Source organism: Paraflavitalea sp., assembly GCF_059502485.1.
The window spans coordinates 1,448,187-1,462,881 of the sequence record NZ_JCACET010000011.1 but is presented as its reverse complement, the minus strand read 5'-3'; the positions used below and the strand labels follow the sequence as shown (position 1 = coordinate 1,462,881).

At 47.0% G+C, this 14,695-nt stretch carries 17 protein-coding genes; all 17 read right to left on the bottom strand.

Annotated elements, in window-relative coordinates; translation table 11 throughout:
- Window positions 1-30: 30 nt before the first annotated feature.
- Complete coding sequence (locus AC5JBY_RS33535) at window positions 31-585, bottom strand: NADPH-dependent FMN reductase (RefSeq protein ID WP_495909087.1); 555 nt, start codon at window positions 583-585, stop codon at window positions 31-33.
- The gene (locus AC5JBY_RS33530) at window positions 582-1,721 is read right to left on the bottom strand and encodes a redoxin domain-containing protein (protein ID WP_495909086.1); all 1,140 of its coding nucleotides are present in this window, start codon (window positions 1,719-1,721) and stop codon (window positions 582-584) included. The genes AC5JBY_RS33535 and AC5JBY_RS33530 overlap by 4 nt, the downstream gene beginning before the upstream one ends.
- A 253-nt stretch (window positions 1,722-1,974) precedes the next feature.
- Window positions 1,975-2,475 carry a hypothetical protein gene (locus AC5JBY_RS33525; protein ID WP_495909085.1) on the bottom strand — a complete coding sequence of 167 codons (501 nt, stop codon included), beginning with the start codon at window positions 2,473-2,475 and terminating at the stop codon, window positions 1,975-1,977.
- Window positions 2,476-2,508: 33 nt separating this feature from the next.
- Window positions 2,509-3,384 carry an NmrA family NAD(P)-binding protein gene (locus AC5JBY_RS33520; protein WP_495909084.1) on the bottom strand — a complete coding sequence of 292 codons (876 nt, stop codon included), beginning with the start codon at window positions 3,382-3,384 and terminating at the stop codon, window positions 2,509-2,511.
- Window positions 3,385-3,842: 458 nt separating this feature from the next.
- Window positions 3,843-4,235, bottom strand: a complete 393-nt coding sequence (locus AC5JBY_RS33515; protein WP_495909083.1) for a VOC family protein — start codon at window positions 4,233-4,235, stop codon at window positions 3,843-3,845.
- 62 nt (window positions 4,236-4,297) lie between these two features.
- Window positions 4,298-5,143 (bottom strand): hypothetical protein, encoded by an 846-nt coding sequence (locus AC5JBY_RS33510; protein WP_495909082.1) that lies wholly within the window; start codon window positions 5,141-5,143, stop codon window positions 4,298-4,300.
- A 256-nt stretch (window positions 5,144-5,399) separates the two neighbouring features.
- The gene (locus tag AC5JBY_RS33505) at window positions 5,400-6,086 is read right to left on the bottom strand and encodes an acyloxyacyl hydrolase (protein ID WP_495909081.1); all 687 of its coding nucleotides are present in this window, start codon (window positions 6,084-6,086) and stop codon (window positions 5,400-5,402) included.
- 108 nt (window positions 6,087-6,194) lie between these two features.
- Window positions 6,195-6,962 carry a LytR/AlgR family response regulator transcription factor gene (locus AC5JBY_RS33500; RefSeq protein ID WP_495909080.1) on the bottom strand — a complete coding sequence of 256 codons (768 nt, stop codon included), beginning with the start codon at window positions 6,960-6,962 and terminating at the stop codon, window positions 6,195-6,197.
- Complete coding sequence (locus AC5JBY_RS33495) at window positions 6,959-7,954, bottom strand: sensor histidine kinase (RefSeq protein WP_495909079.1); 996 nt, start codon at window positions 7,952-7,954, stop codon at window positions 6,959-6,961. The genes AC5JBY_RS33500 and AC5JBY_RS33495 overlap by 4 nt, the downstream gene beginning before the upstream one ends.
- A 91-nt stretch (window positions 7,955-8,045) precedes the next feature.
- Complete coding sequence (locus tag AC5JBY_RS33490; protein ID WP_495909078.1) at window positions 8,046-9,233, bottom strand: MFS transporter; 1,188 nt, start codon at window positions 9,231-9,233, stop codon at window positions 8,046-8,048.
- A 108-nt stretch (window positions 9,234-9,341) separates the two neighbouring features.
- Window positions 9,342-10,421, bottom strand: a complete 1,080-nt coding sequence (locus tag AC5JBY_RS33485) for an NAD(P)H-dependent flavin oxidoreductase (protein WP_495909077.1) — start codon at window positions 10,419-10,421, stop codon at window positions 9,342-9,344.
- Window positions 10,422-10,443: 22 nt separating this feature from the next.
- Complete coding sequence (locus AC5JBY_RS33480) at window positions 10,444-11,175, bottom strand: SDR family NAD(P)-dependent oxidoreductase (RefSeq protein WP_495909076.1); 732 nt, start codon at window positions 11,173-11,175, stop codon at window positions 10,444-10,446.
- 12 nt (window positions 11,176-11,187) lie between these two features.
- On the bottom strand, window positions 11,188-11,406 hold the full coding sequence (locus AC5JBY_RS33475) for a tautomerase family protein (protein WP_495909075.1): 219 nt from the start codon (window positions 11,404-11,406) through the stop codon (window positions 11,188-11,190).
- A gap of 26 nt (window positions 11,407-11,432) precedes the next feature.
- Window positions 11,433-11,969: a YceI family protein gene (locus AC5JBY_RS33470; protein WP_495909074.1), complete on the bottom strand. Its 537-nt coding sequence runs from the start codon at window positions 11,967-11,969 to the stop codon at window positions 11,433-11,435.
- 112 nt (window positions 11,970-12,081) lie between these two features.
- Window positions 12,082-12,657, bottom strand: a complete 576-nt coding sequence (locus tag AC5JBY_RS33465) for a Crp/Fnr family transcriptional regulator (protein WP_495909073.1) — start codon at window positions 12,655-12,657, stop codon at window positions 12,082-12,084.
- Between the two features lie 88 nt (window positions 12,658-12,745).
- Entirely contained in the window at window positions 12,746-12,994 is a 249-nt protein-coding gene (locus tag AC5JBY_RS33460) for a hypothetical protein (protein WP_495909072.1), read from the bottom strand.
- 141 nt (window positions 12,995-13,135) lie between these two features.
- Window positions 13,136-14,533, bottom strand: a complete 1,398-nt coding sequence (locus AC5JBY_RS33455) for a hypothetical protein (RefSeq protein WP_495909071.1) — start codon at window positions 14,531-14,533, stop codon at window positions 13,136-13,138.
- Window positions 14,534-14,695: the final 162 nt, after the last annotated feature.

The window sequence follows — 14,695 nt, the reverse complement described above, 5'->3', positions numbered from 1 at the left end:
ATCATACCTGGTGTTGGTCCAAACAGCTGATTAAGCATCATCCCCAATGCGATTCGCAACCAGCATCCTGAAAGCTTCGATGAAAGATAGCAGCGCTTCCTGCGTTTTAGTGTCAGTGATCTCTCCCAGATCATTGATCTTACCTTTCACACCCTGGATCAGCAGCGTAGTATCGGAAGAGAAGGCTGCCATCAGTGTACGCATGATGCGTTGCAGTTCCTGGTGGCCGGTTTCACCATGAGCAGAGGCAGTGATAATGCCCAAAGGCTTATCTGTGAAAATAGTAGTCGCAACACACCATTCGATAGCATTCTTCAAACCACTGGGAATGCTGAATACATATTCAGGCGTGCAGATAATGACACCTGCAGCCGCTTCAACCGCTGTTCGCAGGGCAACTACTTCCGGAGGAGGATTATTAGCTGACGATTCCGGATCGAAATGAGGCAAATGTTTAAGACTATTATAAACATTGAAATGCAAGTCGTCAGGAGCATGAGCAGAGAGCCAGTGTACCAGTTGCAGGTTGGCTGAACGCTCACTGGCGCTACCGATGATGACCAAAATTGTCTTTTGTATTTTCATTCAAAAATTTCCGCCAGCTTCTCCCGCAAAGCCTTTCCCCGCAAGTCACGGGCAATGATCTTTCCGGAAGGATCAACAAGGAAGTTGGTAGGAATACTCCGCACACCATAAATTTTTGCCACTCCATTATCCCAACCCTTCAAATCACTTACTTGAGCCCAGTGCAGTTGATCCTTCTCGATGGCTTGCAGCCAGGCAGTCCGTTGACCGCCTGCGTCCAGCGACACACCCAGCACATTAAAACCCTTATCCTTGAATTGCTGATAGGCAGCCACGAGGTTAGGATTCTCTTCCCGACAGGGACCGCACCAGCTGGCCCAAAAATCTATGAGCACATACTTCGACCGGAAGTCGGACAGCTTGATCATCTTGCCATCAGGCGCAGCTTGCTCAAAATCGGGGGCAGGCTTACCGATCTGTGTAAGCTCAGGCGCAGCCAGTTGCGTTAAGATGCCTTTGCCAAGAGCCGTTTGCTTCAAGGCAGGAGATAATAGTTCATACACCCTTTTCGATTCTGCATTCACTGCTGGCTGAGAGGCGGTGTGCGACAGGCTGATGAGGCTGAGATATGAGTCGGGATGCTTTTGAGCAAAAGCAAGGTGTACTTTGAAAGATTCATTGAACAACGCTTGCTCCCGGGCTAAAAAACCGTCCCTGACAGTCTGGTCCTTTTGTTGGGCTTCAGGTAAAGCCGTGAATTCTTTATTCAGTGCAGCGAGTTGGTCATCGTTGGTTTTTAACATCTCCCTGAGTTCCTGGTGTTGCACGTGTATTGGAGAGCCTTTTACCTGAACGTTTTTTAAAGAGTCTTTCGCGGCAAGCTGAACAGCAGTAGGCTCCAGGTACCAGCGGAAATAATCCATGTTCTCTCCCCGGGCAAGTTTATCTACATAAGGATTCTTGTGAAGGAACAGGCCGGAGTATACAGGATAATGCAGCTTGCCTTTAAAAACAAAACGTCCGCCGGTCTGCACCAACGCCGAATCAGTGATCTGCTGATCTTCCACCTGGTACACAAGAAAGACCTTGTCCCCATTTTTCAAGGCATCTACTTTGCCGTTAATGGTAAAGCTATCCTGAGCAGGCAGAGATGATGCAGCATGTAACAATAGAAAGGATAACAACAAACGGGTCATATAAAAGACAATTTTAATAGGCTTCGAATAAGAGGTTAAAATTACCGAAACTCTTTCACTTTGTCATTTCAAGCGGTTCTCCCTTCTTTGTAATTTCGGACGGTTCCCACTTCTTTGTCATTTCGAACGGAGCGATAGCGAAGTGAGAAATCTGCTATCGAAGCAAAGGAATCTCGAAGCAAACCGCTAACTGGCGCAAGTATGCAGTTTGGCTTTGTGCGGATGGGTACTTGTGCCCTGGAGAATAAAGCAACTATTTAAACGTATCAAAAACAACTTTAGAATAAGCATCATAAGTTTGCTTCTCTGCTTTCGGATATTCCAGCAAGGCAAAACAAAACGCATCTTCCTTGATGATCATCTTATGATAAAATACCTTGTTCTCTTTAGTACCGGAGAGGACATAGAAGTTGGCTCCTTTTTTCTTATAGGTAATAACAGTTGAAGCGCCCGCTTTCTCAAGGCTGCCTACGTCCAGTGCAAACTGTTGCTGCAATGTCAATGGATCACCATTCGCATCCTGGTTCAGTCTTCCAAAAACGGTCAGGATTACCTCGCCCTTTTTATTGGTAAACCTCCGCCCATCTCCATTCTGAGCTTCTTCCTGTGGCGTTAGCACGTTGGCAGGATAATCGATACAATAACCAAACCGCCCATTGCAATATTGGTTAGCAAGAGTAGAAGTCGCTTTTGGATTGACATTCATTTGCAATAAGGCAAACAAAGCCAGCAATGATAGATACAAAATATTCATACCCAAATATAACCGGTTCTGGGATAAAAGAATTTAAGCGGGTTGCCGCTGCTGTTGATCAATCATCTTCCGCACATATTCTTCTATCGTCGTCGCCCCTCGTATCGGATTCTTCGCCACCTCAAAATCTGGTTTTAATACAATCCTTGTCATGGCGGCCATAGAAGCCGCGGCTTTCGGAGAGAATCCGGCTTGTTGCATGGCCGGTTCCCATTGATCAGGAGGTATCGGTACTACTTCAACAGGTTTTTCCAGCGCCTTGCCAAACGCAGCAGCCACATCTTTGGGAGAATATAACTGTGGACCTTCCACATAATGTAAACCAATATCAGAAGTGGGAGCCATCAGCAATCGGGCAGCTACTTTGCCAATGTCCTGGGGAGCTACCATCCCAAGCTGGTGATCAGGAGGAAAAAAGCTATACAATTTTCCTTCTTTCGCAACACTATCATAAGCATTGTCCCAGTTGCTCATATAGTACCCTGCACGGATAATACTGACAGGAATATCCAGTTTGTGCAAACCTTGCTCCATATCATACAGCACACCCAGATCGCCAATGCCGATACCCGGCTGTGCGCCATAAGTTGATTCGGCCACTACCTTTTCAATACTGGAACCTTCAAGCGCCTGCAAGATGGCGGCAACGCTGGCCAGTTCTTCCTGAACCGTATCGGAATCAGGTGGAGCAGGAGGATTCAGCAAAAATAGCCGGCTGCCTTGTTGCAATACCTTCCTGAGATCTTCAGGTTGATGAATATCAACGATGGCTGCTTTAGCGCCGCGCTTTTCCCATTCCGCAGCTTTCTCTGTGCTGCGCGTCACCACGACAACTTCCTTGCCTGCCTGCAATAAAGAGTTGGCCACTTCTGATCCTACATGACCCGTTGCGCCTAAAATGATGTACATAACATTAGAATTACATCCTTACGGACTTAAATATTATGCCATGGCTGGCGCTGTTCATAAAATACCAGCTTGTCCTTGTTTGGTCCAATTCCTCCTACTTGGGAGGGTTTCGCCTTCACCCGCAGTTGTGTCCATTACTTGTTAGCACTACATTTGATTAACGACACTATTGATGACAATTGGACAGTAGAAATGACAGAAAGGAAATTTTTACACGGGAATGCAAAAAATCTGCTGTAGGGCTGGAGTATAGCAGAAGTATGTCAACGGTATGTCAGAAGTATAGATAGTGTATTCAAATAGTGGAGTTGACCAAAAAGTGCAGTTTTCACCAAAAACAGCAGGGCTGCTGGCGCCCATCCCTTGTTGGAAAGGTTAACCACTCTCTAGTTCATTGACAATTCGAAAAATTGAGTACAGGTGTCTTCTCCTTTTCAACCTGTCAACCTATCAACTAGTTACCCTATCGGTGTACATAGTTCAACGAGAAAGCCATTGAGGTCGCGCACGTAAGCCACTGTCTGGCCCCAGGGTTTCAACGCAGGACGGCTAACCTCAGTAGCGCCTGCCTTCAACGCAGCTTGAAAAGCAGCATCGACATCAGTAGTCGTAAAAGCTACTTCCATACCCAAAGGTTGCTGCTTGCTGTCACCGGCAATGAATCCGCCGGGGATCTCATGCGATATCAACTCGATCGTGGCAAAAGCAAGCGAGGTGCCACCCGTATCCAGTTGGCCAAACTCTGCAGTGTCTGCAATAAAAGAACGCTTAAATCCAAAAGCGTTTTCGTAGAATTCAATCGTCTTAACAACATCTTGCACGTAGAGAATAGTATAGCCAAACTTGAGCATAAAGAAAGATTTGAAGAAGGCTCAAAGTAGAACAATTTCGCGAAACTAAGGCCAATAAAACATTACTCTTCCGTTGCCTTTCTGAACTCTTGAAAAACCTTTTTACGATATAGTTTCAGAAGCTTCCTTTCCAGTTTGAAATCACTCAAATCTGCATTAACATCCATGCCAGTAAAATAAAGCCGCGTTTTACCCGCCTTCATAGTGCGCATGGTAAAATCGAGGTTACGCAAAGTGTCCCCATCGAGAATGAGTTGATTGATCTTGTATAACTTTAGATCAGGATCAATGATCTCCTCACGGTAATTTGGATTAATTATAAAAGGCTTGATACTATCAAAAGCCAGCTGGTCATCCTGCAGCTTTTGAACGATCTCATCCTGGCTATAACGTAAAGTGATATAACAGTTATAACACTTCAGATTGCCGTCGGTCCTTACATAACGATAATATCGGGGAGGCTGGGTTGCCATAAAGCCAACCATCAACGGGATCAATACAAACGCCGGATGAACCCGGCTGATCTTGATAGCCTTCAGCCGGTCGATATGCTGCATGATGTAAAATGGTATGGGTAGCAACAACAATACGAATAGGTCAGAATAATCGACCACCCGTGTAATTCCAATAGGAGCCACCCGGTTATAAATATCGATCAGTCCGGATGAATAAGGCGACTTCCAGAAGATGAAAAATACAGCACTGATCCATATAGAATGATAACGAATAACAGGGAACAGGTAAGCCAGCAATAGTGGTAATAAAATGATACCTGCTGCATCAGATAGTTTACCTGTCAGCCAATTGGAAAATTCCCATTTGAATAGGTGATCGTTCAACAACAATAAAGCCAGACAGGCAAGCGTAACATAGTTAAGCAGTAAGTATCGGTTGCGGGAGGTGGTCATAGCTGGAGAAGAGTTTAGATACTAAAAATACTTGTTTAAACGGGCCACTTATCCGCCCCGTAAAAATTTAACTTTCCTGCAACCACTATTCGTACGGGATAAACGAAACCTCTTCCCGGTAATAAACCACCCCATATAACAGCCAGTTTATATAAGTGTGGTACAGGCTGACAAACAACAATACCACCACAATCGCCCAAAGTATAATACGCATCGTTTTTATATTCATAGCAGTTATATTAATAGTGAACGCTACTCAAGGTCTGAACGAAACACCTACAAAGAATCCATTACTATCATGAGAGGGATTACGTTCCACTCCTTTGCTATCCCCGTTTGATACATGCACATGGCGTATGCCCATCGTAAGAGCAGTAAAAGAATTTAAGCGTACCTCGGAGCCAATACCATATTTAGTGATCCCATTGAAGTAGGTGCCCATCCGTGCATCCTGGTGCGTAGGCTGGGGGAATCGATTCGAGAAATAAATAAACCCTCCGCCCGATTCGAAATACAGGTTCCAGTTAGTCCGATTAATAGGATAGAAGCGGGCAAAAGGCCGGATGGCAATACCTACGGGACTATTTACACTATCACGTGGAAAATAAATACCGGCCTCTATGCCGACCGACATCCACCTACGCAGTTGAAAATTGATACCACTACTGCCTTGTGCCAGGAAAGTATAAGGATATTTATAACCCCACGAAACACCGCTCTCGCTGAACACAGAAACACGCTGTTGCAAATGAGGATCACTTTTGGTGAGCAACAAGCCGGCACCAACAGCCACAGCTGGAAGAAGAAATCCCATCGCCGTATGCAATTGCACCGGCTTAAAACCTAAAGGATTGGTATACCACTTGTCCTGTGGAGGATATTGAGCATAAGAATGATTACATACAAACAGAACGACAATGAAAAAAAGAAATAATGAACGCATGGCTATAAGGAATTTAGTACATGCGCAAAAATGTAAAAGCTGGAAGAGCAATACACTGGATATTGGGGTAAAGCAGGCAAATCGGCAGCTAAAGCAGGCAGGGGTTGCCTACTGATTGCTGCCTTCCAGCCAATGAAGAAAATCAGAGGCTTTGGCCTTGCTCACGATAACTGTTTCCGGCGTAGGAGCCTGCAGCTTCACAACGAGCTTGCGGGCGAAAAAACGTTCAGCATTCACAATTGCGTGCCGGCTGATCAGGAATTGCCGGTTGGCCCGATAAAAAAGAAAGGGATCAACGAGTTGCTCCAATTCATCGAGCGTAGAAGTCAGGAAGTACTTTTGATTGTTGAGCGTAGATACAGCTATCAGGTTATTGTCAAGATAAAAAAAGGCGATCTCCTTTACAGGCAATGGAATGATCTTTTCCTGCTGATGAACCAGCAAAGCAGTCTTATACGAAGGAGGTAACTGTTGCAGCAGGTTGTGCAGCCCTTGTTGCGCAGACCCCTTATCAAAAGCAGCCTTCAACAAACTGAACTTGTCGAGCGCCTTCGCCACTTTTTCCCGTGTGATAGGCTTTAGTAGGTAGCTCACCGCATTGGTGTCAAATGCGTGCAGTAAAAAATCATCGAACGCTGTACAAAAGATCACAGGCGTTGAAATACGCTTTTGCCTGAACAGGTCGAAACAAAGGCCATCCGCCAGTTGAATGTCCGAAAAGATAAGATCGGGTAGCGGATGCGTGGCAACCCATTGCAGCGCCTGTTCCACCGATTCGATAGTGGCTACTACTTCAATGTCTGTATCGATCAACTGCAGGATATGTTGCAGCTCCCGGGCAGCCCTGATCTCATCTTCGATAATTAAGACCTTCATGATACAACCGGAAGTTTTACAGTGAAAGAAGTGGCACTTTGTTCGATCAGGATGTCCTTGTCAAACAACAATCGGTAACGTTGCGCAATATTGCCCAGACCGGTTCCCGTACCTGTTGTTGCGGACGACTTCGGTTGATAATTATTTTCTACCACCAGCAAGTCCTTATCGCCATAGATCGAAATGGTCAACGGTTTATAGCTCGCGGCAACATTATGCTTGATGGCATTCTCGATCAGCAATTGCAAAGTAAGCGGCGGGATCTTTGACGATAAGATAGCATCCGGCACATCGACCCTGATCACGATGGCGTTTTCCATCCTTGTTTTGATAATATATAGATAAGAGTGACTGAAAGCCAGTTCTTCTTCCAGTCGGGCAGTATTACTTTCCTTATACTGCAATAAATAGCGATATACATTCGAAAGCTCGTTTACGAAATCCTTAACCACCTGCTCCTGGGTCAGTGTGCTTAACGTATTGAGCGTGTTGAACAGGAAGTGCGGACTGATCTGTTCCTTCAGTGAAGAAAGATTAGCCCGTAGTTGAGCCTGTTTCAGCTGTTCGAGTTCCAGGCCGGCCCGTTGCTTTTCACCCAACACATAGAGATAGTACTGGATGAAATAAATAAAACCACTGATCAGACAGCCACGTACCAGCACCACTACCAACCTTCTCATAGGAGCTACTGCAAAAGGATAAACCATGGCACGGGCAAAAAGCTGATCATACAAATAAGCACATAAGCCCATCCCAATGATAATACCGGCGCGTAGCCAGATGCGTCTCGCAGCAGGCTGTAGCCGGGCAGTTCGAACGATTACCGATGAATGAATAAGCCAGCAGCAGTAAGCAAACACAAAAAAATAGGCAATGCTGGCTAAAGAGGTTGACCAGCTGACACTTTCCGACCTGAGCAGGCGCGGAAAGGAGGCCATCACCGAGATGCCGGCACACAGGAAAAGACCAAGGACCCGGTTGTTCTTTTTCACGCCCTTAAATTATCGAATTCTCCCACCCCAAACAGCAACGGAAGGCGAAACGGGCAAAAAGGCTGATTAAGCGGGCAGTCCCTTTAAAACCTTATGCCTGCCGGGGCCGCAGATCACCCAGCACAAGCACAACAGTGATGATACCGATCACAAAAAAGCTCACCACAAGTGGGAAGACACTATGCACCAGGAAGTGACTGATCAGCGAGCCAAGAGAAGCCCCAATGAAAAAGAACGCAGTACCATATACAGAAGCAGCTACGCCTGCCATCTGTCCCATCGGTTCCAATGCAAGCGCACTGCTGTTGGGTTCTATCGCCAGATTGATAGCCATCAAAAAAGCCACCGCTACAAAAAAGAACAACATATTGGGTGGATCGCCGAAAGAGAAAGTATAGACCAGCAAAACACTGCTGATCACGGTGTAAATGATGAGCAGCCATTTAAGGGTAACACGTGCACCATATCGCGAGGAAAGACGCGAATTGGTAAAAGAAGCAATCGACATAAGCAGCCCGATACCGGCAAAGATCCAGGCAAACAATTCCGGCCGGCCATAGATCTCACCCACAATATGTTCAGAACTGGCTACGTATGAGCTGAGTGCCGTAAAAAGAACAGTAGTGATACAGGTATACCGCATGAACACCCGGTTGCCGATCACCTTCCTGATCGATTGACTTACACTGGCCCAGTTGAGCGGCGTCCGTTGATCACGCGGAAGTGACTCTTCCAGCCGCAACGACCACACAAAAACGATCACTGCGAACAGGGGAGGAGTGAGAAATACCCCTTGCCAGGAAGAAGCTGAGAGAATAGCCATGCCCAGGAAGGGAGCCAGCACAGGCGTAAACAAAAAGATGGTAAGTATCAACGACATGATCCTTGCCATCTCATCACCCACAAAGCGGTCCCGCACCCCGGCAATGGTCGACATAAAAACTGCCGACGCGCCCATGCCGGCTACAAAGCGGGCGGCAAACAACAACGGCAGACTCGGAGCAAAAGCTGCTGCCAGTCCACCAGCTATATATAAGGGAAAGCCCACTCGTAGAATGGGCAGTCTTCCATAGCGGTCCGATAAAAGACCAAAAATAAGTTGAGCCACCTGGCCCATGAAAAAGAACCCGATCACCTGGGCGGTAGCCGTAGATTCAGCCGGCAAGCCAAAGTGAGCACGCAGTTCGCCAAAGGCAGGCAACATAATATCGATACCCAAAGCCGTCAACATCATGGTACAGGCCGACAAAGCAATAAATTCACCTGGTTTCATTTTCATAGACAACAAAACTATCGACTATACCAATAATAAACAGGGTGTGAGACAGACAATAAAGAGGGGTAATTAGGACAATATCGTGAACCTGCCCGACGTCCACAAACCAGTTTATTTACTTTGAATTAGAGCGCCCGCTTCTTCGATCAGCGACTCCATCAACACAGCAGCCTTTTTATGCTTCAATATAGGAGCAATCTGTCCACCCCAGAACAGGATCATATCATGCTTTTGCTGCTCGATGGCAGCTTTCCGCAACGATGACATAAAGGTGGTTTGTAAAGGAAAGGGGAGAATGTTTTGTTCTTTGCCAATTACGTCAACACCAACCGGTGTGCGCAACCCCCTGCCCAGCCGGCCAGTGAAAGCACGCGTCAGCATGGTATACTTTGCAGCGGCTGAGAACAGCGCAGCTTTATGCGCAGGCAAAGCGCCTGATTCATCAGTAGCAAGAAAAGCCGTCCCAACCTGTGCAGCATCAGCGCCCAAAGCAAAAGCAGCAGCAATACCACGGCCGTTGGCAATGCCACCGGCAGCAATAACGGGCACCTTCACCTTTTCCCTGATTAGCTGCAGCAACACAAAGGAGCCGGTAATCGATTGTTCAGCCGGTGCCAGGAACGATGGCCGGTGACCGCCCGCTTCAAAACCCGAAGCAATGATCATATCCACGCCCGAGTTCTCCAGCGCTATCGCTTCGTCAAGTGTAGTAGCTGCACCCACAAGCACAACCCCACGTTTATGCAGGTCTTCAATAACCGTAGACGGAAGCAGGCCAAACATAAAGCTGAACACTTTCGGTTTGATATCATAGATCACCTGCAATTGATTCTCGAACCTTGATTGAAAAGGAGCAGGTTTGGCAGGTAGTTCAATACCCGCGGCATCGAAATAAGGTTTGAACTGAACCTTCACCCGTTCATAATGTTCATCACTCACGGTGCCATTAACGGCATCAGTATCGGAAACCCATAAATTCAGGTTGTAAGGCTTATCCGTAGCAGCTTTGATCTGCTTGTTGATATCATAGATTTCGGAAGCACTCATGGTGTAGGCGCCATAGCCACCCAGGCCGCCCATATTGGAAACCGTACTCACCAATTCAACAGAAGACAGGCCACCGCCAAATGGCCCCTGCAAAATGGGATATTGAATGCCCAGTAGCCCGGTTGCTTTAGTATTGTACCACATAGGTAAAACATTTAAAGAATGATCAAATGTAATGGCCTGCGCCCATACCACCATCCGCATGGATGATCGCACCGGAAATATATTTATTCTTCGCTATGGAGTATACCATTTGCGCTATCTCCTCCGATTCACCAACACGGTTGAGCAGGTGCAGGCCCGCAAGCTGATCAACACCTGCACCATGCATAGGTGTACGGATCACGCCCACGGCAAGCGTATTCACCCGCACATTATCCTTGCCAAACTCGGCAGCCAGTTGCAGCGTAAGCGCATGAATGGCCCCCTTGCTGGCAATAGGAGCGGAGGCTGGCGCTCCACCTATAGCATGATACACGAGCGGCGTACCAATATTGATCACCACACCATCATGCTGCTTCAACATCTGCGGCAGAATAGCCTGCGTGGTAAAATAAGTACCCTTCAGGTTGGTATTCAGAAAACGGTCAAGATAGGCTTCGTCCACTTCCAGGAAAGGCTTGAGGTCATAGATACCGGCATTGTTTACCAACACATCAGCCGAGCCAAACTTTTCAAGAGCGGTTTGCAATAAACGTTCACCGGTCCTCTTGTCATGTACATCACCCGTCACCATGGCGAGCTGCTCACCGGCGCCCAACTCCTGGTACACAGCCTCCAGCTTATTGGCAGTGGCAGAATTGATCACCACATTATCACCTTGTGCCAGAAAATAACGCGCCACTTCTTTACCGATGCCCGAGGAGGCGCCAGTCACAATCACAGTTTGCTTTTTCATTGTCGACATAATTTATTTTTTATCAGCAGTAATACCCTGTTCCCGCAGCACAGAAGTTTGCACACCGGCATAACCCCAGTTGTCAGTATCGATCTCCTTAATAACGACATGCGTAAGATGCGGGTCCTTATTCAATACTTCAGTGATCAGATCAGTTACACCTTTGATCAACTGTTGCTTTTGTTCTCTGGTAACACCTTCACGGGTTACTTCAATTTTTACGTAAGGCATACAATAAGATTTTAAAGATTAAGAAATTAGTTGGCAGATTGGCCGGTCAGCGACACATGCAGATCGAAGTTGTTATAGATCAGCGTATCGCCCAGGTCCTTGAAGAAATTACCGGAGCGAAACCGGATATTATACTTCGTACGGTCCACTGTGATCTTGCCGGAGGCGGTTACCGTACTGCCATCACGGTTCACTTCAGCATCGAAGCTCACAGGGTGAGTAATACCCTTGATGGTCAGGTTGCCATCGATGCGGTAATCGATACCGTCAACAGGCTCTGCACCGGTGATCTCGAAGACAGCTTCAGGGTACTGCTCTGTACCGAAGAAGTCATCGGAAGCCAGGTGACCGGCAAATTGAGCATTGGTAGCTGGGTCAGTTACATCCAGTATTTTGATGGAGGCAACGTCGATTACGAACCGGCCACCCGAAAGCAGGTCATTGTTGAATGACAGGTTGCCCTCTTTAATGCCAATAGTACCATTGTGGGCGCCGGTTACTTTACGGCCTACCCAATCAATATTGCTCTGAGGAGCAGCGATGGAAAAAATTTGTGTGTTCATCTTTTGAAGTTTTAATTTGATGACACAAATTTCCAACGAAGCAACAGGATAGCTACGTGACCTACATCACATTCCAAAAAGAGGAGAGGCAATGTGACCTATGTCACAAAGTTCAGGAATTGTTGTAAAGACGGCTAAGCGTCTCGCGGGAAATACCCAGGTAGGCGGCAATTAAGTGTTTGGGGACAAGGTTATAAAGTTGAGGATACAAATTGAGCAACTCCTCATAGCGGTGGCGCGCATCATTATTCATCAGCGAAAGCAGGCGCTTTTGCGAGGCTACGTAACCTTTGTTGGTACGCCAGCGGAAGAAGTGCTCGATAGCATGAAACTCCTTGCACAGCTTTTCACGATCTTCATTAGAGAGAGCAAGAACCGTGGCGTCGGTAATACAATCAACACTGATAGTAGCTTTGTTGCCACTATAAAGTGCGCTGTAGTCGGAGACCCACCAGGTAGGCATGGCAAATTGAAGAATGAACATCTTCAGGTTGTCATTAATGAAGAAAGACTTAAGGCAGCCTTCTAAAACGAAATACTCGGCATGGACAGAGGTGCCTTCCGTAATGACCGTTTGCCCCTTTTTATACGATTGCAGTTTGAAATGAGAGAAGACATGATCGAATTGATCATCGGGAATGGCGATAGTCTTAGAGATATGTTCACGGAGAATAGCCTTGGCGTCCATTGAATACCTTGTTAAGGAGTTACAAGGTACAGCATTTTTCAGCATTGCCTGGCGCCGGCAGGCAATATGGGTATCCTCATTAGCACGCTTATGAAAGCTCCTTTTCAAGCGTGGCAGCAATTGCTTGTAGCAGAACTGGGTCCAGCGATTCTCCAGCCTGCGCATGTTCAGGAGGCACAATGGCCCGGTACTGTCGTTCCTCATCCGGCTCAAAAAGTACCGGCACCTCATCCACCAGCACGCGGATGCGGTGCGTATAACCCGTCACCTCCAATTGGATCTCCACTTGCTTCTCCGCATTCTTATACGGCACCGAAATGAAAATAGGCTCACTCATATAAGCAAAGATAACGTTCTTGACGCTCTGCGAGGCTTGTAGCCTCACTCGCTCGCCTCTGGCGAGTGAGGCTATTGAGGGGCCTCTGGCCCCATCGAAGCAAACGCCCTGGTTCGTGTCCCCACGAACCAGAACCAAAAATCAAGGCGTCTTCCAATCCTCCTCCGTCAAAACTGGATTGAACTCCGTTTTAGTCGTATTCATAACAATCGTGTGTTGACCATCCGACGACTCCGTAACAGCAGGGTAGGAGATACCATTCGATGTAATGAAGTTCTTATAAACAGAGAAGTTGCGCGATTCGTTAATGGAATAGCCATTCGCTTTCAGCGAATAATCAGGACCGATCAGGTATACCAGCCTATGATTATCCACAAAGAAAGTAAGCAGATAATCATTGTCCGACCGCGACACCGATCCCTTCAGGAAGTAGCTGTTCAGTCCCTTGTGAAGTCCAAGGATGCCCTGGTATAAACCCAGTTGCAGATCAGCCTTTTCATCTGCAGATAGCGCTTTCTTAACACCATTCATCCACTGCCAGCCAACGTTGCCGTCCAGCTGCTTTACCAGCAGCAGCTTACCATTTTGCCTGAGTTCTGCACGTAGCTTGTTCTGCTTAATATCGGTCAGCATAACCGCCTGCAGGTTGCCGGTTAATGTAGCAGTTTCCCGCACGGTGTTTATCTTATCAAGGTTCTCTCCGCCATATTGCTGGCGTAATTGCTGCAAAAGAATCGCTGCCGTAGGAAGTGTGCCGGTGTTCGTTGTAGTGCGTTGCCCTTGCGTATTATTGGCTTTCTCTGTAGTTGCTGTCTTTTTTTCTTTATCATCCTCCCGGAAATAAAACGCTCCACCCAATACGATCAGGTCTTCTTCATTGGGTGGACTATAAAAAAAGCTTTGCCTGGATACTGTACCATCCTTGAAGGTCAGGGTTATTTCCCCATCACTTAGTTTATACGTGCCACTGGTCTGGCTATTATTCTCCTGCTTACCACCAATGGTGCCACCTGCTACATCCCCTCCAATACCCACAACCCCGGAGTGGTTGAAAGAAAAATTCCCCTTGCCGTCAAAAGACAGGTAGTTGGAGGAAAACGCAGCTACATGGGGCATGCCTGTACCCATACCACCACTGGAGGAAGCGGATTTCTTTTCATAGGTAGCCGCCGATAGCGAGGATGCGGGCTTTACTTTGTGTAGCGTGTGCTTGATGCCAGCTGTGCTTTCCAGGTTGCCATTGGAGGCAAGCGTATACCGGGTATTATCCCGCGCATCCTTGAAAGAGAGCTGTACCACATTGCCCTTGATGGCATACGAGCCATTCACTTTACTTTTCCAGTCTGCAGTGCTCAGGTCATTATTGAGCGTGCCGTCGTTCCTGAAATAAATGACAATATGGTTGATCTGCATGCCATTGAAAGGAGTCGAATATAGTTCGGCGCCTACATACACGCCATTCAGTTTCTGCGCCTGCGCCCTGCCGGTCAATGCGGCCAAAAAGAATAAGGCGATAAATAAAAAATAGCTTTTCCTCATAAAGGGGAAAAGCTAAAAATCCTTGCCAAAAACGTTTGCGGGGAATTAATTTTCAATAAAATCTGCCGGGGCCTACGCTTTCTTTCGAACATTCCCTCCCTTTTGTCATTGACCTACACCTGCTTTCGAACGTTCCCTCTCTTTTGTCATTTCGAACGGAGC